The 20559-nt window shown below is 69.9% G+C and carries 18 protein-coding genes; 14 read left to right on the forward strand and 4 right to left on the reverse strand.

Annotated features, from left to right (window positions below):
* Positions 1-119: 119 nt before the first annotated feature.
* The 3 genes from EFK50_RS09185 (at position 120) to EFK50_RS09195 (ending at position 3149) form a co-directional block, all read left to right on the forward strand.
* Positions 120-1139 (forward strand): ATP-binding cassette domain-containing protein, encoded by a 1020-nt coding sequence (locus tag EFK50_RS09185; protein WP_425454380.1) that lies wholly within the window; start codon positions 120-122, stop codon positions 1137-1139.
* Entirely contained in the window at positions 1136-1891 is a 756-nt protein-coding gene (locus EFK50_RS09190; RefSeq protein ID WP_123227287.1) for an ABC transporter permease, read from the forward strand. The genes EFK50_RS09185 and EFK50_RS09190 overlap by 4 nt, the downstream gene beginning before the upstream one ends.
* A 73-nt stretch (positions 1892-1964) precedes the next feature.
* Positions 1965-3149 (forward strand): M15 family metallopeptidase, encoded by a 1185-nt coding sequence (locus EFK50_RS09195; protein WP_123227288.1) that lies wholly within the window; start codon positions 1965-1967, stop codon positions 3147-3149.
* A gap of 7 nt (positions 3150-3156) precedes the next feature.
* Here the strand turns inward: EFK50_RS09195 and EFK50_RS09200 are convergent, their stop codons facing one another.
* On the reverse strand, positions 3157-3915 hold the full coding sequence (locus EFK50_RS09200) for an ABC transporter permease (RefSeq protein WP_123227289.1): 759 nt from the start codon (positions 3913-3915) through the stop codon (positions 3157-3159).
* A gap of 186 nt (positions 3916-4101) precedes the next feature.
* On the opposite strand from EFK50_RS09200, the gene EFK50_RS09205 reads away from it, so the two are divergent.
* The 4 genes from EFK50_RS09205 (at position 4102) to EFK50_RS09220 (ending at position 8925) form a co-directional block, all read left to right on the forward strand.
* Positions 4102-5079, forward strand: coding sequence for an NADPH:quinone oxidoreductase family protein (locus EFK50_RS09205; protein WP_123227290.1), 978 nt, complete (start codon positions 4102-4104; stop codon positions 5077-5079).
* 38 nt (positions 5080-5117) lie between these two features.
* Positions 5118-5579: a hypothetical protein gene (locus EFK50_RS09210; protein ID WP_123227291.1), complete on the forward strand. Its 462-nt coding sequence runs from the start codon at positions 5118-5120 to the stop codon at positions 5577-5579.
* A 67-nt stretch (positions 5580-5646) separates the two neighbouring features.
* Positions 5647-7599 (forward strand): M13 family metallopeptidase, encoded by a 1953-nt coding sequence (locus EFK50_RS09215; RefSeq protein ID WP_123227292.1) that lies wholly within the window; start codon positions 5647-5649, stop codon positions 7597-7599.
* A gap of 3 nt (positions 7600-7602) precedes the next feature.
* The gene (locus EFK50_RS09220) at positions 7603-8925 is read left to right on the forward strand and encodes an outer membrane protein assembly factor BamB family protein (RefSeq protein WP_123227293.1); all 1323 of its coding nucleotides are present in this window, start codon (positions 7603-7605) and stop codon (positions 8923-8925) included.
* A gap of 9 nt (positions 8926-8934) precedes the next feature.
* Here the strand turns inward: EFK50_RS09220 and EFK50_RS09225 are convergent, their stop codons facing one another.
* Together EFK50_RS09225 and EFK50_RS09230 are read right to left on the reverse strand one after the other, a co-directional pair.
* Positions 8935-9354, reverse strand: coding sequence for a type II toxin-antitoxin system VapC family toxin (locus EFK50_RS09225; protein WP_123227294.1), 420 nt, complete (start codon positions 9352-9354; stop codon positions 8935-8937).
* Positions 9338-9649, reverse strand: coding sequence for an AbrB/MazE/SpoVT family DNA-binding domain-containing protein (locus tag EFK50_RS09230; RefSeq protein WP_246004104.1), 312 nt, complete (start codon positions 9647-9649; stop codon positions 9338-9340). The genes EFK50_RS09225 and EFK50_RS09230 overlap by 17 nt, the downstream gene beginning before the upstream one ends.
* A gap of 81 nt (positions 9650-9730) precedes the next feature.
* On the opposite strand from EFK50_RS09230, the gene EFK50_RS09235 reads away from it, so the two are divergent.
* Both EFK50_RS09235 and phoA read left to right on the forward strand, forming a co-directional pair.
* Positions 9731-11917 carry a RecQ family ATP-dependent DNA helicase gene (locus tag EFK50_RS09235; RefSeq protein ID WP_123227296.1) on the forward strand — a complete coding sequence of 729 codons (2187 nt, stop codon included), beginning with the start codon at positions 9731-9733 and terminating at the stop codon, positions 11915-11917.
* A 114-nt stretch (positions 11918-12031) separates the two neighbouring features.
* Entirely contained in the window at positions 12032-13474 is a 1443-nt protein-coding gene (phoA, locus tag EFK50_RS09240) for an alkaline phosphatase (RefSeq protein ID WP_123227297.1), read from the forward strand.
* Between the two features lie 57 nt (positions 13475-13531).
* Here phoA and EFK50_RS09245 read toward each other — a convergent pair whose 3' ends face one another.
* Positions 13532-15481 (reverse strand): amino acid transporter, encoded by a 1950-nt coding sequence (locus tag EFK50_RS09245; RefSeq protein WP_342772413.1) that lies wholly within the window; start codon positions 15479-15481, stop codon positions 13532-13534.
* A 166-nt stretch (positions 15482-15647) separates the two neighbouring features.
* Between EFK50_RS09245 and EFK50_RS09250 the strand changes: the two genes are divergently transcribed.
* The 5 genes from EFK50_RS09250 to kdpC all read left to right on the forward strand — a co-directional run bounded on the left by EFK50_RS09250 (position 15648) and on the right by kdpC (position 20559).
* A complete protein-coding gene (locus EFK50_RS09250) occupies positions 15648-16022 on the forward strand; it encodes a hypothetical protein (protein WP_123227298.1) in 375 nt (124 codons plus the stop codon).
* A 72-nt stretch (positions 16023-16094) separates the two neighbouring features.
* Entirely contained in the window at positions 16095-16196 is a 102-nt protein-coding gene (kdpF, locus tag EFK50_RS09255) for a K(+)-transporting ATPase subunit F (protein WP_221177338.1), read from the forward strand.
* 1 nt (position 16197) lies between these two features.
* Positions 16198-17856 carry a potassium-transporting ATPase subunit KdpA gene (gene kdpA, locus EFK50_RS09260; protein WP_123227299.1) on the forward strand — a complete coding sequence of 553 codons (1659 nt, stop codon included), beginning with the start codon at positions 16198-16200 and terminating at the stop codon, positions 17854-17856.
* A gap of 86 nt (positions 17857-17942) precedes the next feature.
* Entirely contained in the window at positions 17943-19952 is a 2010-nt protein-coding gene (gene kdpB, locus EFK50_RS09265) for a potassium-transporting ATPase subunit KdpB (RefSeq protein ID WP_246004184.1), read from the forward strand.
* A 10-nt stretch (positions 19953-19962) separates the two neighbouring features.
* On the forward strand, positions 19963-20559 hold the full coding sequence (kdpC, locus tag EFK50_RS09270; protein WP_123227301.1) for a potassium-transporting ATPase subunit KdpC: 597 nt from the start codon (positions 19963-19965) through the stop codon (positions 20557-20559).

Below are 20559 nucleotides of genomic sequence, written 5' to 3' on the forward strand. Positions count from 1 at the left end.
CGCCGAGTGCTCCGGACGCCGAGCACTCCGGACGTCGAGCTTGTCGAGACGCCCTGACCTCCCGCTCAACCGCCTAAGTCGCTCGCACGTTGTCGGTGCCTGTGCCTAAGGTCGCGGACATGACTTCCATGATCGAGGCTCGTGGCCTGGTCCACGTGTTCCACACCAAGCAGGGCAAGGAGAAGACCGAGGTCCGCGCCGTCGACGGCGTCGACCTCGATGTCGCCGAGGGCGAGGTGGTCGGCTTCCTGGGTCCGAACGGCGCCGGCAAGACCACGACGCTGCGGATGCTGACCACGCTGCTGACCCCGAACGAGGGCACCGCGAAGGTGGCCGGGTACGACGTCGTCACCCAGTCCGAGGACGTCCGCCGGAGCATCGGCTACGTCTCCCAGACGGGCGGCGTCTTCTCCGGCGCCCGCGCAGGTGACGAGGTGATGGACCACGGGATGCTCTACGGCCGCACCAAGGCCGAGGTCGAGAAGCGCGGCAAGGAGCTCTTCGAGCAGCTGCAGCTGGACGGCCTCTGGACCCGGATGCCGCGGAACATGTCCGGCGGCCAGAAGCGCCGCCTCGACATCGTGATGGGCCTGATCCACGAGCCGACCCTGGTCTTCCTCGACGAGCCGACCACCGGCCTCGACCCGCAGGCCCGGGCCAACCTCTGGGAGCACATCTCCGACCTGCGCTCCAAGCGCGGGGCCACCGTGCTGCTGACCACCCACTACCTCGACGAGGCCGACGCGCTCGCCGATCGGATCGTCGTCATCGACCAGGGCCGGATCGTCGCGAACGACACCTCGGCGAACCTCAAGGCGCAGGTCTCCGGCGACCTGGTGACGCTCGAGGTCGCCGACGCGACCCGGATCGGTGCCGCCGCAGACCAGCTGAAGAGCCTGGCCGGCGAGGTCGAGATCGCCGCCAACACCGTCAGCGGTCGGGTGGCTCGCGCCGGGCGTGCGGTTCCCGGCCTGCTGCGCGAGCTCGACCGGACCGGGATCGAGCTCGAGTCGATCGAGGTGGTCCGGCCGACCCTCGACGATGTCTTCCTGACCCTGACCGGCCGGTCCCTGCGCGACGCCGAGGCGGCCAGCGATGCCGTGGACGCCGCCGCCGTCGAGGAAGGAGCCGCCCGATGAGATTCCTCCGTGAGAGCTTCATCGTCTTCCGCCGCCAGCTGCGGATGAACCTGCGCAACCCCGCCTGGGTGATCATCGGGATGCTCCAGCCGGTGCTCTACCTGGTGCTCTTCGGCCCGCTGCTCAAGGGTCTCGTCAACGAGCTCGGCTACGTCAACGCCTACACGTTCTTCGTGCCCGGGTTGCTCGTCCAGCTCGGCATCTTCGGTGCCTTCTTCGCCGGGTTCAGCCTGATCGGCGAGTGGCGCGAGGGCGTGGTCGAGGCCGAGCGGGTCACCCCGGCGAGCAGGACCGCGTTGCTGGTCGGACGCCTCGCCCGCGACGTGCTGCAGCTCTTCGTGCAGGCGCTGATCCTGGTCCTGCTCGGCTGGGCGATGGGGATGGAGGCGCCGCTCAAGGGCGTCGTCTTCGGCATCGCGCTGACCCTCGTGGTCGGCGGAGCCTGCGCGGCCGCCTCCAACGCGCTCGGCCTCGCCACCAAGAGCGAGGACGTGATGGCGCCGGTGATCAACATGGTGATGATGCCGGTGCTGCTGCTCTCCGGGATCCTGCTGCCGATGACCGTCGGGCCCAAGTGGTTGCTCAACACCAGCGACTTCATGCCGTTCCGGCACATCGTCGACGCCGTCCGGACCTCGTTCCTCGGGGACTTCGACGGGAGCGCGATCGTCTGGGGTAGCGGGTGGGCGGTCCTGCTCTGCGCGCTGGCGGTCTGGTGGGGGACGAGCACGTTCCGCAAGGAGAGTGCGTAGGGCGGTCCTGCAAACCGGGCATCAGCCTCCCTCCGTCTCGCTAGGCTGGACGGAGGGAGGCCTGGGGTTCGTGATGTCTGTTGCTGTACGCGCACGCGTGGTGCTGCTGACCTCTGTCCTGGTGCTGGGCGTCGCCGGGTGCGGCGGGGCGGCGGTCAAGCCGAAGGCCGGGACCTCCGGATCGGTGACGGGTTCGCCCTCCCCGGTGCAGTCGGTGGCGATGGCGCGGCCCGGGGTCTACAAGCCTTCCGGAGCGACTCCGGACATCCTCGTGCAGAGCCCGACGTCGCTGAGCGCGGCGGTGGTCCAGGGGGCGGCGCGGACCAAGGGCGTCAAGGTCAGCGAGCAGTTCTCGATGGCGACCTTCTACCGCGAGGAGGAGGCGATCACCTACGCCGCGGTGAACCCGGCCACGTTCCGACAGTTCACCCCCGGCCCGACCGCCACCCTCAACGACGTCTGGGACCGGCTGGCCGACGGTGAGATCGCGCTCCGGCCCGACCTGCGCCAGCAGCTCGCCGAGGCCGACGACTACGTCACCCTCGGCAACGACGACAACGCCCAGCGGGCGCACATCGGTGCCTACGCGCCGCTGGTCGACCGGTCCCGGATCGGGGCGCTGCTCAACCAGCGGTGGGCCGCGCGGCTGCACATGCCGGAGGGCAACGCCCTGCTGATCTCCACCGGAAAGCTCGACCCGGCGCCGGTGCTGAAGAGCCTGCGGAAGTCCTTCGGCAAGCAGGTCTCGGTGACGCTGCTCGCGCCCAACGTCGATCCGAGCGCCGCCCTGGCGGCGGTCCTCACCGGCGGTTCGATCGCCCGGGCGGTCGGCTCCTTCACCTACACCGCGAACAAGGACGGCACCGTCAACCCGGAGGCCCGCTGGGTGCGCGAGTACATCCGCTCCGAGGTGGTGCCGATCCTCGGCAACGTCACCTGCAACAAGGCGATGCTGCCGCAGCTGCGCGCCGCCCTCGGGAGGATCCAGCGGTCCGGCCTGGCCTCGAAGATCCACCGCGGCGAGTACGGCGGCTGCTACGTGCCGCGGTTCATCGCCCGGGACCCGTCGCGGGGCCTCTCCTTCCACACCTTCGGCACCGCGATCGACCTGAACGTCCCCGGCAACCAGCGCGGCACCGTCGGGCTGATCGACCGGCGGGTGGTCCGGATCATGCAGGAGTGCGGGTTCAACTGGGGCGGCACCTGGAACTACACCGACCCGATGCACTTCGAGCTGGCTCGACTGACCGCCTGCTAGCTCGCGGCTAGTCCCGGAGCGAGGCTCGAAGCGCCGCCGGGAGCAGCCTGCGCGCGGCGATCAACCGTTCCGCCACCAGGACCGTGATGGTCTGCGCGGCCATGATCCCGAAGAGGACCAACACCTGGGCGGTGGCCGCCTGCACCGGGCTGCCGCCGCCGAGCATCACGCCGATGAACGCACCCGGGAGGGTGACCAGCCCGGTGGTGCTGACCTGGTCGAGTCCGGGGAGGAGCGCCTCAGGGGAGCGCCGGTGGATGATCTCGAGGATGCCCTGGGCCGGGCTCATCCCGAGCGCGAGCGAGGCCTCGTACTGGGCGTGCTCGTCGGCGAGGACGGCGTACGCGTGCCGGCCGACCAGGGTGTTCGCCGTCATCGCGTTGCCGATCACGATGCCGGCGACCGGGATGATCGCGATGCCCTCGAACGGGACCGCCCGGCTGGCCAGCACGATCGCCAGCACCGGCACCACGCCGCAGGCCATCGCGGCGGCGGCCCACGGCCACGACCTCCGGGCGCCGGTACGCCGGGAGGTGGTGAACACGCCCATCCCGAACATCGCCAGCGAGAACAGTGCCGAGAGCGCGACGCTGTCGACGACGACCTTGATCAGCAGCGCGACCACGCTGAGCTGGACCAGCGCGCGGGCCGCGGCGAGCGCCGCCGTACCGGTCAGGCCGTAGCCGGCGAACCGGTGCGCGCCGAGGGCGAGCGCCAGCAACGCCGCCAGGGCGACGGCAACCGGCCAACCCGGGTCGATGCTCACCTGCTGAGGTTAGCGAGCACCCGAGCCTGCTCGTGGTCGAGAGAGCGAAAGCTCGTTGCCGAGTGCGTAGGGGGCCAGGTCACCGCGTCTCGACAGGCTCGACGTCCTGGCCCGGCGGTCGAGGCGCGAGCGTTCGCGCGAGCCTCGAAACCCGGTGACGTTCGCGGGGGCGGTAGCGTGCGCTGCATGCGCGCTGCTCAGGTGACCCGGCTCGACGGACCGCTCGCGATCGAGATCAACGAGATCGACGAGCCGACCGAGGACGGCCCGTTCGGGCCGCAGATCCTGGTCGACGTGCACGCGGTCGGGGCGTCGTTCCCGGACCTGCTGCTCAGCAAGGGCGAGTACCAGCTCAAGCCCGAGCCGCCGTTCACCCTCGGCGTCGACTTCGCCGGGGTGGTCCGCAGCGCCCCCGACGGCAGCGGGTTCGCGCCGGGTGACCGGGTCGCCTGCGTCGGCCCGTACGGCGGCGCCGGCGAGGTCGCCGCGACCGGGCCGGACAACACCTTCCCGCTCCCGGACAACATCTCCTTCGAGCAGGGCGCCGCGCTGCCGATGAACTACCTGACCGCCCAGTTCGCGCTCGCCGAGCGCGCCGGCATCCGCGAGGGCGAGACCGTCCTGGTGCACGGCGCAGCCGGCGGTGTCGGGACGGCGACCATCCAGGTCGCCAAGGGGTACGGCGCCCGGGTGATCGGGGTCGTCTCGACCGAGGAGAAGGCCGCCGTCGCCCGTGCCGCAGGTGCCGACGACGTGGTGATGGTCGACGGGTTCCTCGCCGCGGTGAAGGAGCTGACCGGGGGAGTCGGCGTCGACATCGTGATGGACGTGGTCGGCGGGCGTCTCTTCACCGACTCGCTGCGTTCGCTGGCGCCGCAGGGCCGGCTGCTCGTGGTCGGCTTCGTCGACGGCAGCATCCCGGAGGTGAAGGTCAACCGGCTGCTGCTCAACAACACCGACGTCCGCGGTGTCGGCTGGGGCGAGTACGCGATGCGCCGGCCCGGGTACATGACCCGGCAGTGGCGCGAGCTGGAACCGATGATGGCCTCCGGGGTGATCGCGCCGCCGATCGGCGCGACCTACGACTTCGCCGACTTCGGGCAGGCGCTGCAGGACATGGACGACCGGAAGGCGCTGGGAAAGTCGGTCATCCGGGTGCGCTGAGCACTACGATCGTCGAAACCCCTGATGAGGAGATTCCGATGACCCGCACCCGCACGCTCGGCACCGTGGCCTGCGCCGCCGTACTCGCACTCTCCCTCGTCGGCTGCGGAGGCGACGACAAGGACAAGGGCGACTCGAAGGCGCTCTCGGCGACCGAGTTCAAGGACCAGGCCAACAAGCTCTGCGCGGAGGCCTCGAAGGACACCGAGTCCTTCGGCACCGGGATCACCGAGACCTCGTCCGACGCGGACGTGACGGAGGCGATCGACAAGACCGTCGCGCGCAACAAGGAGCTGATCGACGCCATCGACGACCTCGAGGCCCCCGACGACCTGTCTGACGACGTCGACAGCATGCTGGACAGCGTCGAGGCCGGCATCGAGGAGCTGGACAAGATCTCCTCGATCGCGGACCTGACCTCGATCGACACCAGCGCCGGGCCGTTCGCGGAGGCGGACGCGAAGGCGAAGGCGCTCGGCCTGGACACCTGCGCCGAGTAGTCCCGCCGTCCGACCCCGGAGCAGTATCCGGAGGCGCGCTCGTTGCCTCGCCGGATACTGTGACCGGGTGACGATTCTTGACGACGCCCGCTCGGGCATGGACAGCGACATCCGCCCGCAGGACGACCTCTTCGGTCACGTCAACGGGACCTGGTTGGCCGAGGCGGAGATCCCCTCCGACCGCTCCTCGTGGGGCCCGTTCGTGATGCTCGCGGACGCAGCCGAGGAGCAGGTCCGGGTGATCATCGAGGACTGTGCGGCCGGGAAGGTCGACGGCCTCGACGCCCAGAAGATCGGCGACCTGTTCGCCAGCTTCATGGACGAGAAGCGCGTCGACGAGCTCGGCATCTCGCCGATCCTCGGCGTGCTCAAGGCGATCGAGGGACTGGACAGCCTGCTGGACCTGGCCGCCTTCCTCGGCGAGTTCGAGCGCACCGGCGGCGGTGGGGTCTTCGGCTCGTACGTCGACACCGACGACCGGGACTCGGACCGCTACCTGGTGAACATCACCCAGGGCGGCATCGGCCTGCCCGACGAGTCCTACTACCGCGAGGAGAAGTTCGAGGAGATCCGCGGCAAGTACGTCGACTACCTCGAGGCGCTGCTCACCCTCGCCGAGCGGCCGGACCCGCGGGAGACCGCCGAGACCGTCTTCGCGCTGGAGAAGCGGATCGCGGAGGGGCACTGGGAGCGCTCGGAGACCCGGGACGTCCTCAAGACCTACAACCTCACCTCGTACGCCGACCTGCGCACGGCGCTGCCGTCGTTCGACCTGGAGGTCTACGTCCGCAACCTCGGCGGCGACGCGGCGACGTTCGCCGAGTCGATCGTCCGGCAGCCGTCGTACCTGACCCACCTGGAGACGGTGCTCACCGAGACCCCGATCGAGGCCTGGCGCGCGTTCCTGACGGTGCGCGCGATCCGCTCCGCGGCGGCGTACCTGCCGGACGCCTTCGTGCAGGTCAACTTCGACTTCTACGGCCGGACCCTCTCCGGCACCCCCGAGCTGCGGGCCCGCTGGAAGCGCGGCGTCGGCCTGGTCGAGGGCGGCCTCGGCGAGGCGGTCGGTCGCGAGTACGTCGCCCGGCACTTCCCGCCGCGCTCGAAGGAGCTGATGGACGAGCTCGTCGGCAACCTGCTCGAGGCCTACCGGCAGAGCATCACCACGCTCGACTGGATGAGCGCCGAGACCAAGGAGAAGGCGTTCGAGAAGCTCGACACCTTCGTCCCGAAGATCGGCTACCCGAAGAAGTTCCGGGACTACTCGGAGCTGATCATCGACGGCGGCGACCTGGTCGGCAACATGATCGCGATCGCCGCGTTCGAGACCGACCGCCAGCTCGGCAAGATCGGCGCTCCGGTGGACCGCGACGAGTGGTTCATGCTGCCGCAGACCGTGAACGCCTACTACAACCCCGGTACCAACGAGATCTGCTTCCCGGCCGGCATCCTGCAGAAGCCGTTCTTCGACCCGGACGCCGACCCGGCCGAGAACTACGGCGGCATCGGTGCGGTGATCGGCCATGAGGTGGGCCACGGCTTCGACGACCAGGGCGCCCAGTACGACGGTCACGGCAACCTCAACGACTGGTGGACGCCCGCCGACAAGGAGGCGTTCGAGGTCAAGTCCAAGGCGCTGATCGAGCAGTACGACGCCTTCGAGCCGCGCAACCTGCCGGGCGAGCACGTCAACGGCGCGCTCACGGTCGGCGAGAACATCGGCGACCTCGGCGGCCTGACGATCGCGCACAAGGCCTACGAAATCTCGCTCGGCGGCGCGCCGGTGCCGGAGCGGGACGGGCTGACGGGGATCCAGCGGTTGTTCATGAACTGGAGCTACGTCTGGCGGACCAAGCGCCGTCGCGAGCTGGAGCAGCAGTACCTCACCACCGACCCGCACAGCCCGCCGGAGTTCCGCGCGAACATCGCCCGCAACCTCGACGAGTTCCACGCGGCCTTCGACACCAAGCCCGGAGACGGGCTCTGGCTCGACCCGGAGGACCGCGTCAGGATCTGGTGAGCCATGCCCAGTCCGTCGCTGACGTTGCCGTCGCGTTGGATCGCCGCGCTCCTGGTGGTCGGGATCGCGGGGGTTCTCGCGTTCGTCGTCGTCCAGGCGAAGGAGGGCGACGGGCCGGACCAGTGCGGCGCTGATCGCATCGCCGCGGACAGCCCGCTGCTCGACCCCGCCGGGATGAAGCAGCAGCCCGACGCGCGCCTCGACAAGCTCGCGGCCGCGGTCGGGGCGATGGGTGCGCCGTTCGGGCCGGTCCGGGCCGGCATCGGCTACAACTACGACCAGTACCTGCACCTGTACGGCGTCACCGGCGGCGTCCTCGCCTGGACCAAGAACAACGCGCCGGTGACGATGATCGACCAGGCCGACCTCAGGGCCCGCTGGTCGTTGCGGCCGGTCGGCAAGCGCACCGCCTGGGACGCCTCGGACGACTCGTTCCTGCTGCTCGACCTGGACAAGACCAAGAGGACCCGGGTGTCGTCGTACGGGCTCGACGACGGGGCGCAGCGCTGGTGCATCCGGCTGGCGAACGCGCAGGTCGAGGGCGACCCGGTGTCCACCACGTTCCTGGACGGCGGCGACGTGCTCACCGCGCTGCGGTCCAGCAGCGGGATCACCGTCACCCGGTTGTCGGGGGACACCGGCAAGAAGGAGTGGGACCACGGCTTCAAGGGCGCCGACCGGGCCGACTTCCTCGGCCAGCTCGGTGAGGACACCGCGCTCGTCGGCGGGCACGAGGAGTCCGGGCTGGTCGGGCCCGGGCCGGCCGAGGCGGAGCCGGTGCTGACGGCGTTCTCCACGAAGGACGGCGAGGAGGTCTGGACCTGGACGCCGGCGGACGGGTCGCTCGCCCACGTTGTCGGGGCCGCGGACGGCCGGGTGGTCGTGATGGTCTCGGTGCACGGCGGGTACGAGCTGCTCGCGCTCGACGACGAGGACGGCTCCGAGCTGTGGCGCACGCCGACCAAGGGCGACGCGCACGAGGCGACGCTGCGCGGCGGGACGATCGTCACGAAGTCCGTGGTCGGGCTCGACGGGTACGACGCCGACACCGGCGCGCTCTCCTGGAGGTTCCCGACGCCCACCGACCGCACCTACTTCCCGTACGGGTTCGTGCTCGGGCAGATGCCGTCGCTCGACGCCGACCACGTGCTGCTGCCCCGCACCGAGGCGCTCGGGGTCCTCGACCTGAGGACCGGCCGGCAGGTCGCCTACCCGATCCCGGTCGACGGCGTCAGCACGACGTACTGGCCCTACCAGCTCCTCGTCACCGACAGCCTGCTCGGCGTGGTGACGAACACCGGCGCGGTGGTGGCGCAGCGGGAGTGAGTCGGAGGGTCACTTGAGCAGGATGACGTCGGCCCCCATCGCTGAGTACGTGTTGAGCGCCCGGGCGTCGCGTGTCATCAAGACGCATCCGTGCTCGACTGCCGCTGCCGCGACCAGGGCGTCGTAGACGGCTCCGCCGGAGATGGCGGAGCGTGCCAGCTTCGCGATCAGCTCGTTCGCTCGACGAGCTGACAGGTGTCGTGTGTGCGGGAAGTTGTGGCGAAGCATCAGAGCAGCCTTGTCGGGACTGACCCGGCTCGGCTCGGGCAGCCTGGTGATGACGGAGAAGGTCTCGAATGCAGCGTGTCCGGCCAGACCGAGGCGCTTCTTGGACGTCGCCTGGTGGGTGGCTGCGTGGGCTACATGGGTGCGGACTAGGAAGGGGACCGCGGCGCTCGTGTCGAGCAGCAGGTCAGCGCTGGTTGGCAAGGCGCAGGTCTCGAACGTCGTCGTCGGTCATCGTGTGATCTCCTCCGATGAGCAGGTAGTCGCCGACCTCGACCACGATGTCGCTCGCGATGAGGTCGATCCTGAGCCCGGAGCCGTCCTCCCGGATCTCGACCCGGGATCCGGCGGTGATGCCCAGCCGATCGCGCAGCTCCTTGGGGACGACGAGGCGCCCGGCTCGGTCGATGGTCGTCTGCATACCATCAAGAGTACCATTGATGATGGTATCGATCATGCCGCCAGTCGGCAGGCGCCTCTTGGCTTCCTTGGCGTCCACAGCAAGCAGAACAGTGGAGGTTGTCTCCAGCCGAGTGGCCCGCCGCGAGCGTGTGTCGGAGACCTGCGATAGACAGGACGCATGGACCGGACCGAGATGCGTGCTGACGCCGAACGCCACCTGAGGGCGCTCGTCGGCTCCGACACCGCCACCCTGTACGACGACCAGTGGGCGGCGATCGAGGCGCTGGCAGCCGACCGGCGACGTGCGCTCGTGGTCCAGCGCACCGGGTGGGGCAAGTCGGCTGTCTACTTCGTCGCGACGGCGCTGCTGCGGGCGCAGGGCTCCGGGCCGACGGTGATCATCTCGCCGCTGCTGGCACTGATGCGCAACCAGATCGAGGCGGCCGACCGGGCCGGCATCCGGGCGGTGACGATCAACTCGACCAACATCGAGCAGTGGCAAGAGGCGCACGCGCAGATCGCGGCCGGCGAGGTCGACGTGCTGCTGGTCAGTCCGGAGCGGCTGAACAACCCCGGCTTCCGCGACGAGGTGCTGCCACGGCTGACCGAGTCCGCGGGCCTGCTGGTGATCGACGAGGCGCACTGCATCTCCGACTGGGGGCACGACTTCCGGCCGGACTACCGGCGGATCCGGCAGATGCTGACCGACCTGCCCGCCGGGATCCCGGTGCTGGCGACCACCGCGACCGCGAACGCGCGGGTGACGGCTGACGTTGCCGAGCAGCTGGCCGCCTCGGACGCTGACCCTCACCTCGTCTCGACGAGCTCGACGTCCGAGGCTGCGCCCAAGGCTGCGTCCGAGGCTGCGTCCGGGGGCGAGGTCGGAGCCGGGGTGGAAAGCGAGGTTCTGGTACTCCGCGGCGAGCTCGACCGGGAGTCGCTCAGCCTCGCCGTGCTCAACCTCAAGCGCCCCGAGGAACGACTCGCCTGGCTGGCCGACCACCTCGACGAGCTCGACGGCTCCGGCATCATCTACACGCTCACCGTCGCCGCGTCCCAGGAGATCGCCGGGTTCCTGCGCGATCGCGGGCACGATGTGGCGGCGTACTCGGGACAGACCGAGCCGACCGAGCGACAAGCGCTCGAGCAGGACCTGCTCGCCGGCCGGCTCAAGGCGCTGGTGGCGACCAGCGCTCTCGGGATGGGCTTCGATGCGACTCTCGGGTTCGTGGTCAACGTCGGCGCGCCGGCCTCCCCGGTCGCCTACTACCAGCAGGTCGGCCGTGCGGGGCGCGGGACGGCGCACGCCACGGTGCTGCTGCTGCCGGCGTACGAGGACCGCGACATCTGGAAGTACTTCGCCTCGCTGGCGTTCCCGCCCGAGCAGCACGTCCGGACCGCTCTCTCCGCGCTGGCCCAGCACGGCGGAGCGATGTCGACGGCAACGCTGGAGACCTTCGTCGACCTGAGCCGCGGCCGGCTCGAGATGATGCTGAAGGTCCTGGACGTCGACGGCGCCGTACGCCGGGTCCAGGGCGGCTGGACCGCCACCGGCCAGGACTGGGTCTACGAACAGGACCGCTACGACCGGGTCGCGGCGGCACGGCGTGACGAGCAGGCGCTGATGCTGGAGTACATCTCCACGGACAGGTGCCGGATGCGCTTCCTGCGGGAGGCACTCGACGACCCGGGCGCGGTGGACTGCGGCCGCTGCGACAACTGCGCCGGACTGGCGCTGCCGAGCTCGGTCAGCGACGCCGCGGTGGAGGTGGCCGGTGATCGGCTCTCCCGCCCCGGGGTGGCGGTGCAGCCGCGGAAGATGTGGCCGACGGCGCTCGGCAACCTGGGGATCGACCTCAAGGGCAAGATCAGCGCCGGTGCCGAGGAGGGCCGGGTCGTCGCCCGGCTCACCGACCTCGGCCTCGGGCAGGCGCTCCGCGACCTGTTCCGCCCGGGTGCCGAGGACCAGCCGATCCCGGCCGCCCTGGCCCAGGGCGTGATCGCGACGCTGAGCGACTGGCAGCCCGGTGCGGAGGGGATCGTCAGCTTCGAGTCCCGGACCCATCCGCTGCTGGTTGCCAGCCTGGTCGAGGGGATCTCCCGGGTCGGGAAGATCCCGGTGCTCGGCCGGATCGCGATCCGCGACGACAGCGTCGGGACCGGCTACGGCTCGACGAACTCGGCGCAGCGGATCGCCGCGGTGACCCGGCGCTACGCCCTCGACGCCGAGGGCGTCGCCGGCAAGCGGGTGCTCCTGGTCGACGACCTGATCGGCACCGGCTGGTCGATGGCGCTGGGCGCGCACTGGCTGCGCGAGGCCGGTGCCGAGGCGGTGCTGCCGCTGGCCCTGGGGTCGGAGACCTAGGACCCAGCGACTCGTCGGCAACGTGTCACCGGCTCGTCACCTGGGACCCACCTGAGGGATTCCTGCGGCGGATTGGCTCGACGGAGAAGCTCCACCACTCCGAAAGGCCACCTGATGTCCAAGCTCCGCAAGTCCGCGATCGCCCTGGCGCTCAGCGCCGCGGTGGTCGGCGGCGGCTCCGCAGCCATCGCCAACCCCTTCTTCTCCTCGCCGGTGATCGACCGGGCCGCCAAGGGTCAGGTCGACCAGCTCGGCGGCGCCCGTCGTGAGGCCACCGACCAGACCGCGATCATCCAGAAGGCGCTCAAGACCGGGAAGGCCAAGAACGTCATCCTGATCATCGGCGACGGCATGGGCGACTCCGAGATCACCGTGGCGCGCAACTACCTCGAGGGTGCTGGGGGTGCCTTCAAGGGACTGGACGCGCTCCCGCTCACCGGGCAGATGACGCACTACGGCGTCTACAAGGACACCGGGAAGCCGGACTACGTGCCGGACTCGGCCGCGACCGGCACCGCGTGGGCGACGGGGGTGAAGACCTACGACAACGCCGTCGGCGTCGACCGTCTCGGCAAGCCGCACCAGAACCTGCTCGAGCTCGCCAAGATCAAGGGCAAGGCCACCGGCAACATCACCACCTCGGAGATCCAGGACGCCACCCCGGCGGTGCAGCAGTCGCACATCAGCCTGCGCTCCTGCTACGGCCCGAAGGCCACCACGGCGAACTGCCCGGAGGCGGCGCTGCAGAACGGCGGCCTCGGCTCGATCAGCGAGCAGCTGCTGAACACCCGCCCGGACGTCACCATGGGCGGCGGCGCGGCCACGTTCGAGGCGAACACCCCGGCGGACGTCGCCCAGGCCGGTCCGTGGGCCGGCGAGACGCTGAAGAACCAGGCGTTCGCCCGCGGCTACAACTACATCACCACCAAGGCGCAGTTGGCCGGCGTGACCAAGGCCGACCAGACCAAGCCGCTGCTCGCGCTCTTCGCGGCGGGCAACATGCCGGTCAAGCTCACCGGTCCCGCGGCGACCTCCGGCGGTGCGAACCTGCCGGCGGCCACCTGCACGGACAACCCGGCCTGGGCGGCGATGCCGTCGCTGAAGGACATGACCTCGAAGTCCATCGACCTGCTCTCCAAGAGCACGGCCGGCAAGAACAAGGGCTTCTTCCTCCAGGTCGAGTCCGCGTCCATCGACAAGCAGGACCACGCCGCGGACGCGTGCGGCCAGATCGGTGAGACCGAGCAGCTCGACCAGGCCGTGCAGGCGGCGCTCGCCTTCGCCCGCAAGGACAACAACACCCTCGTCATCGTGACCGCGGACCACGCCCACACCAGCCAGCTGGTCGACGGCAACACCCCCGGTCTCACGGTCAAGCTGACCACCAACGAGGGCAGCCCGATGACGGTCGCCTACGGCACCGCCGCCGCGGGTGGGAGCCAGCAGCACACGGGCTCGCAGCTCCGCGTCGCCGGCTTCGGCCCGGGTGCCGGCAACCTGGTCGGCCTGATCGACCAGACCGACATCAACTTCATCATCAAGCGGGCGTTCGGCTGACCCGGGCTCCCCGGGCAACCCGCGGTCGGCCTTCGGGCCGGTCGCGGGTTGTTCCGCTCACCCGACGTGCACGTGCGGACGCCGATCCCGGTCCGGCTCCGCCCGGCGCAGCACCTCGCGAGTGACCGGCGCGACCTCGCCGACGCCGAAGAAGAGGAACCGGACGAGGTTCGCCAGCGGACTTCCCTCCGTCCACTCGAAGTAGATGTGCGGGCGGACGCCGGTGCGGTCGCGGATGTCGAGGAGGAGGGCGGCGATCGCGTTGGGGACGGTGGGGGAGTCCATCCTGATCACCCGGTACGTCCCGTGCACGACCTCCCCGCGCGCCTCCAGCACGCTCTCGAAGTCGGAGGGGTCGGTGACCCGCACCTCCAGGAAGAGGATGTCGTCGATCCCGGGGAGGTCGTTGTCGGCGATGATCTGGGCGCGCTTGAGGCGGTACTCCTCCGCGTTGCCGGCGTCCGGCTCGTTGGCGACGATCCGGATCGTACGGCGGGCGCAGTCGCGCAGGAACATCTCGACGGTCTCGTCGACGTCGACCTCGGTGGTGCGCAGCTCGAACGCCCGCCGGATCCGGGAGAGCACCGAGAGCAGCACGATCGCGGCGATGAAGATCCCGCCGATCTTCACCCCGTCCGGCCGTTCCAGGATGTTGTCGACGGTGGTGTAGACGAAGACCAGGGCGATCGCCGCGAACGCCGCGGTGCGCTTGGGCTGGCCGGCCTTGCGCGCTGCCAGGGTCACGGCGACGGCGGCCGAGGTGATCAGCACCAGCACCCCGGTCGCGTAGGCGCCGCCCTGGGCGTTCACGTCGGCGTCGAAGATCCAGGTGATCAGGAACGCCGTACCGGTCAGCACGAGCACCAGCGGCCGTACGGCGGCAGCCCACTCCGGCGCCATCCCGTAGCGCGGCAGGTACCGCGGCAGCAGGTTCAGCAGCCCCGCCATCGCGGACGCGCCGGCGAACCAGAGGATCGCGATCGTGGAGACGTCGTACACGGTGCCGAAGGCGCTGCCGAGGTACTCGTGCGCGAGGAACGCCAGTGCTCGACCGGAGGCCTTGCCGCCCTCCTCGAACTCCTCCGACGGGATCAGCCAGGTGGTGACCAGGCTGCTGGCGAGCAGGTACACGCTCATGATCACCGCGGCGGTGGCGAGCAGCTTCTTGGTGTTGCGGATCCGCCCGGTCGGCTTCTGCTCGGTGTCGTCCGGGTCGCCCTCGACGTGGGTCATCACCGCGACGCCGGTCTCGAAACCGGAGAGGCCGAGGGCGAGCTTGGGGAAGAGCAGCAGCGAGACCGCGAGCATCGCCCACGGACTGCTGTGCTCGACGTTGAGCAGGTTCACCCAGTCCCCGACGACGTGCGGGTGCTCGACGACGTGCCAGAGCGCGACCGCGATCACCGCCAGGTTGAGTCCCAGGTAGACGAGGACGAGGACGACGGCGACGCCGATCGCCTCACCGAACCCGCGGAGGAAGACCAGGCCGAGCAGCCCGACCAGGACCAGGGTCACCAGCACCTCGCGCCCGTGCAGGAAGTCGGGCACGTTCGGGTTCTCGACCACGTGCGCGGTCGCGTCGGCGGCGGAGAGGGTGATCGTGATCATGAAGTCGGTGGCGGCGAACCCGAGCAGCACCAGGACGAAGAGCTTGCCCTTCCAGAACGGCAGCAGCTTCTCCAGCATCGCGATCGAGCCCTGGCCGCGGGGACTCTCCGACGCCACCCGGCGATAGACCGGCAGCGCCCCGAGCAGGGTGAGCAGCACCAGCACCAGGGTCGCGATCGGGGCGAGCGCACCGGCCGCCAGGGCCGCGATGCCCGGCTGGTAGCCGAGGGTGGAGAAGTAGTCGACCCCGGTCAGGCACATCACCTTCCACCAGGAGTCCCGGTGGTGGGTGTGCTTCTCCTCGGCGTACGGACCCACCTGGTCGTCGCGGGAGGTCGACGCCCCGGCGAAGAGCCAACGTCGAATCGGGCCGCGGTCGGCGGCGTTCGAGGGCGTCATCCACCCATCGAAACACCAGCGCAAGGGCACTAACGGGTCCCTAACGCTTTCCTAACACCCGCCGCACCGGAACCGGTCGTGTGCGTCGTGTGAGGAAACGACCTCCCGCGGTTAGGGGGGTGTTAGGGCGATGGAATCAAGGTTCCGACGGGCGTTTGCTGGTGCCATGCCCACTCAGACGCAACGACCCGAGTCCCTGGTCGACGACCCCGGGATCTGGTTCGGGATCGCCACCGGACTGGTGATCGTCACCTTCCTCATCGCCGGCCTCTCCGGCTTCGGCGCCGTCGGCACCGGGGCAGCGGTGCTGCTCGTCGGCGGCCTGGCCGCAGTCCGGCTCCCGGGCCTGATCGCGCTGGCGCTCGGCATCGTGGTGTGGGCCTTCTACACCGGGTTCACCGAGAACAGCCTCGGCCAGCTGACCTTCGCCGCCGGCGACCTGGTCCGGCTCGCCGGCTTCGCGGTCGCCACGGTGGCTATCGCCCAGCTGGTCCGGTCGCTCCACGACACCGGCACCGTCCGGGAGGTCCGCCATGGGTGACGTGACCTTCCTGCTCCTCATCGGCGCGCTCTTCGTCCTGATCCTCCTGATCCTGAAAGGGGTGGACCGGCTGTGAGCCCAGAAATCAGCGGGGAGAACCTCATCGGCTTGATCCTCAGCATCCTCATCCTCGGCTACCTCGTGGTCGCCCTCCTCTTCCCGGAGCGTTTCTGACATGCCCGACACCCTGGCCGGCCTGCTCCAGGTCGGTGCCCTGATCGCTGCGCTCGCACTCTGCTGGCGTCCGCTCGGCGACTACATCGCCCGCTCGCTCACCACGGACAAGGACCTCAAGGTCGAGCGCGGGATCTACCGCCTCGTCGGGGTCGACGCGAGGTCCGAGCAGCGCTGGACCATCTACGCCGCCTCGGTGCTCGCGTTCTCCGCGGTCGGCGTCGTGCTGCTGTTCGTGCTGCAGCGGGTGCAGGAGCACCTGCCGCTCTCGCTGGGCTTCCCCGGCGTCGAACCGGGACTGGCGTTCAACACCGCGGTCTCGTTCGTGACCAACACCAACTGGCAGGCCTACTCGGGCGAGGCCACCATGGGCCACCTGGTCCAGATGGGCGGCCTGGCCGTCCAGAACTTCGTCTCCGCCGCTGTCGGTCTCTGCGTCGCGGTCGCCCTGATCCGCGGGTTCGTCCGGTCACGCACCGACGTGCTCGGGAACTTCTGGGTCGACCTGGTCCGGGTCGTCGTACGGATCCTGCTGCCGCTCGCCGCGGTCGGTGCCGTGGTGCTGATCCTCACCGGCGTGGTGCAGAACTTCTCCGGTGGTGTGGACGCCAGCACGCTGGCCGGTCAGCACCAGACGATCACGGGCGGCCCGGTGGCCTCCCAGGAAGTGATCAAGGAGCTCGGGACCAACGGCGGCGGCTTCTACAACGCCAACTCCGCGCACCCGTTCGAGAACCCGAACCCGTTCAGCAACGTCTTCGAGATCTTCCTGCTGATGCTGATCCCGGTCGCGCTGACCCGGACCTTCGGCACCCTGGTCGGCGACCGTCGCCAGGGCCTCGCGGTGCTCGGTGTGATGGCGACCCTGTGGGGCACGCTGGTGCTGGCGGTGACTGCTCTCGAGGTGAACCACCACGGGACGGCGCTGCAGGCGGCCGGAGCCGCGATGGAGGGTAAGGAGACCCGGTTCGGCGAATGGGCGTCCGCGTTGTTCGCGGTCTCCACCACCGGTACGTCGACCGGTGCGGTCAACTCGTTCCACTCGTCGTACACGGGGGTCGGCGGCGGTGCGCTGATCTTCAACATGGGCCTCGGCGAGGTGGCACCCGGTGGTGTCGGCTCCGGGCTCTACGGGATGCTCGTGCTGGCGATCATGGCGGTCTTCATCGCCGGCCTGATGGTGGGTCGTACGCCGGAGTACCTGCGCAAGAAGATCACCGGGCGCGAGATCAAGCTGGTCTCGCTCTACATCCTGACGATGCCGTTGATCGTGCTGATCGGGACCGGGATCGCGATGTCGTTCTCCTCGACCCGGGCCTCCATGCTCAGCTCCGGCCCGCACGGCCTCTCCGAAGTGCTCTACGGCTTCATGTCGGCGGCCAACAACAACGGCTCGGCGTTCGGCGGACTCTCGGCGAACACGAACTTCTACAACACCGCCCTGGCGATCGCGATGCTGCTCGGACGGTTCATCCCGATCGTGCTCGTCCTCGCCCTGGCCGGCTCCTTCGGCCGCCAGCAGAAGGTCCCCGAGACGCCCGGAACGCTGCCGACCCACGGCCCGCTCTTCGTCGTGATGCTGACCGGCGTCACGGTGATCGTCGCCGGGCTGACCTTCTTCCCCGTCCTTGCTCTTGGTCCTCTTGCGGAAGGCCTGTGATGACCACCCTGACCCACGAACCGGCACCCACCCCCGAACCGTCGGCACCGCCGACCCGGGTTGGCGGCGGCCTGCTCGACCCGAAGATGCTCTGGACGTCGTTGCCGGATGCGGCCCGCAAGCTCGACCCGAGGACGATGGTCCGCAACCCGGTGATGTTCGTCGTCGAGATCGGCGCGGTCTTCTCCACGCTGTCGGCGATCTTCGACCCGGGCGTGTTCGCCTGGACCGTGGTGGCCTGGCTCTGGCTGACGGTGCTCTTCGCCAACCTGGCCGAGGCCGTCGCCGAGGGGCGCGGCAAGGCCCAGGCGGCGACGCTGCGCAAGGCCAAGACCGAGACGACCGCGCAGCGCGTGGTCGGCGGTGCCGCTTCCGGGGGCACCGAGGAGGTGATGGCCAGCGAGCTGCGGCTCGGCGACCAGGTCATCGTCGTCGCGGGCCAGGTCATCCCGGGTGACGGCGACGTCATCGAAGGCGTCGCCAGCGTGGACGAGTCGGCGATCACCGGTGAGTCCGCCCCGGTGATCCGGGAGTCCGGCGGCGACCGGAGCTCGGTCACCGGCGGCACCCGGGTGCTGTCGGACCGGATCGTCGTCCAGATCACCGCGAAGCCGGGCGAGAGCTTCATCGACCGGATGATCGCGCTCGTCGAGGGCGCCACCCGGCAGAAGACGCCGAACGAGATCGCCCTGAACATCCTGCTGGCGAGCCTGACGATCGTCTTCGTCGCGACCACCGCCACGCTGCAGCCGTTCGCGATCTACTCCGGCGCCGAGCAGTCGATCATCGTGCTGGTCGCCCTGCTGGTCTGCCTGATCCCGACCACCATCGGCGCGCTGCTCTCCGCGATCGGCATCGCCGGGATGGACCGGCTGGTGCAGCACAACGTGCTGGCGATGTCCGGCCGCGCGGTCGAGGCAGCCGGTGACGTGAACACGCTGCTGCTCGACAAGACCGGCACCATCACGCTCGGCAACCGGCAGGCCTCGGAGCTGATCCCGGCTCCCGGCGTCGAGGGCGAGCGGCTCGCCGACGCCGCCCAGCTCTCCAGCCTGGCCGACGAGACGCCGGAGGGCCGCTCGATCGTCGTCCTGACCAAGAACGTGCACGGGCTCCGCGAACGTACGGAGGGCGAGCTTGCTCGGGCGACCTTCGTGCCGTTCACCGCGCAGACCCGGATGTCCGGGATCGACCTCGACGGCCGCCAGGTCCGCAAGGGCGCCGCCTCCGCGGTGATGGCCTGGGTCCGCGAGAACGGCGGTCACCCGACCGCCGAGGTCGGTACGGCGGTGGACGCGGTGTCGGCGAGCGGCGGCACCCCGCTGGTCGTGGCCGAGGTCATCGACGGGAGCGCTCATACGCTGGGCGTGATCCATCTCAAGGACGTCGTCAAGGACGGCATGCGCGAGCGGTTCGCGGAGATGCGCCGGATGGGCATCCGCACCGTGATGATCACCGGCGACAACCCGATGACCGCGAAGGCGATCGCCGAGGAGGCCGGGGTCGACGACTTCCTGGCCGAGGCGACGCCGGAGGACAAGATCGCCCTGATCAAGAAGGAGCAGGAGGGCGGTCGGCTCGTCGCGATGACCGGCGACGGCACCAACGACGCCCCGGCGCTGGCGCAGGCCGACGTCGGGGTCGCGATGAACAGCGGCACGTCGGCGGCGAAGGAGGCCGGCAACATGGTCGACCTCGACTCCAACCCGACGAAGCTGATCGAGATCGTCGAGATCGGCAAGCAGCTGCTGATCACCCGGGGCTCGCTGACCACGTTCTCGATCGCCAACGACGTCGCCAAGTACTTCGCGATCATCCCGGCGATGTTCGCGACGGTCTACCCGGGCCTCGACAAGCTCAACATCATGGGGCTGGACAGTCCGAAGTCGGCGATCCTCTCCGCGGTGATCTTCAACGCGGTGATCATCATCGGCCTGATCCCGCTGGCGCTCCGCGGGGTTCGGTACACGCCGTCCTCGGCCGCCACGATGCTCCGCCGCAACCTGGCGATCTACGGCCTCGGCGGGATCGTCGCCCCGTTCATCGGCATCAAACTCATCGATCTGCTCGTCTCGCAGATCCCCGGACTGAGCTGAAGGGCTGGTCATGTTCACCTCCGTACTCCGCCAACTCACCCCCGCGCTGCGCGCGATGGTGGTGCTGACCGTGCTCCTCGGTCTGGCCTACCCGCTGGCGCTCACCGGCTTCGCGCAGGTCGTCGTCCCGGGCCGGGCCGACGGTTCCCTGGTCAAGCGCGACGGCGTCGTGGTCGGCTCGTCGCTGATCGGCCAGTCCTTCGCGGACCAGCCGCAGTACTTCCAGTCCCGCCCGTCGGCGGCCGGGGACGGCTACGACCCGCTGGCCAGCAGCGCCTCCAACCTCGGGCCGGAGAGCCCGGACCTGCTCGCCGCGATCAACGAGCGTCGTACGGCGGCCGCCGCGCTCGACGGGACCCCGCCCGCGGACGTCGCTCCGGATGCGCTGGAGGCGAGCGGATCCGGGCTCGACCCGCACATCAGCCCCCGGTACGCCGGCCAGCAGGTCGACCGGGTCGCCCGGGAGCGCGGGCTGAGCGAGTCCGCCGTACGCCGCCTGGTCGAGAAGTACACCTCCGGCCGCACGATCGGGTTCCTCGGCGAGCCCCGGGTGAACGTGCTCCTTCTCAACCTGGCGCTCGACAGGGCGAGCGGCACGGCAGACTAG

The organism is Nocardioides marmoriginsengisoli, assembly GCF_003725695.1.
Lineage (GTDB): Bacteria > Actinomycetota > Actinomycetes > Propionibacteriales > Nocardioidaceae > Marmoricola > Marmoricola marmoriginsengisoli.

Excerpts from the sequence above, each read along its gene's own strand:
- EFK50_RS09185 (WP_425454380.1), top strand. The coding sequence starts at position 120 with ATGACTTCCATGATCGAGGCTCGTGGCCTGGTCCACGTGTTCCACACC.
- EFK50_RS09190 (WP_123227287.1), top strand. The coding sequence starts at position 1,136 with ATGAGATTCCTCCGTGAGAGCTTCATCGTCTTCCGCCGCCAGCTGCGG.
- EFK50_RS09195 (WP_123227288.1), top strand. The coding sequence starts at position 1,965 with ATGTCTGTTGCTGTACGCGCACGCGTGGTGCTGCTGACCTCTGTCCTG.
- EFK50_RS09205 (WP_123227290.1), top strand. The coding sequence starts at position 4,102 with ATGCGCGCTGCTCAGGTGACCCGGCTCGACGGACCGCTCGCGATCGAG.
- EFK50_RS09210 (WP_123227291.1), top strand. The coding sequence starts at position 5,118 with ATGACCCGCACCCGCACGCTCGGCACCGTGGCCTGCGCCGCCGTACTC.
- EFK50_RS09220 (WP_123227293.1), top strand. The coding sequence starts at position 7,603 with ATGCCCAGTCCGTCGCTGACGTTGCCGTCGCGTTGGATCGCCGCGCTC.
- EFK50_RS09235 (WP_123227296.1), top strand. The coding sequence starts at position 9,731 with ATGGACCGGACCGAGATGCGTGCTGACGCCGAACGCCACCTGAGGGCG.
- phoA (WP_123227297.1), top strand. The coding sequence starts at position 12,032 with ATGTCCAAGCTCCGCAAGTCCGCGATCGCCCTGGCGCTCAGCGCCGCG.
- EFK50_RS09245 (WP_342772413.1), bottom strand. The coding sequence starts at position 15,481 with ATGACGCCCTCGAACGCCGCCGACCGCGGCCCGATTCGACGTTGGCTC.
- EFK50_RS09250 (WP_123227298.1), top strand. The coding sequence starts at position 15,648 with ATGCCCACTCAGACGCAACGACCCGAGTCCCTGGTCGACGACCCCGGG.
- kdpA (WP_123227299.1), top strand. The coding sequence starts at position 16,198 with ATGCCCGACACCCTGGCCGGCCTGCTCCAGGTCGGTGCCCTGATCGCT.
- kdpB (WP_246004184.1), top strand. The coding sequence starts at position 17,943 with ATGCTCTGGACGTCGTTGCCGGATGCGGCCCGCAAGCTCGACCCGAGG.
- kdpC (WP_123227301.1), top strand. The coding sequence starts at position 19,963 with ATGTTCACCTCCGTACTCCGCCAACTCACCCCCGCGCTGCGCGCGATG.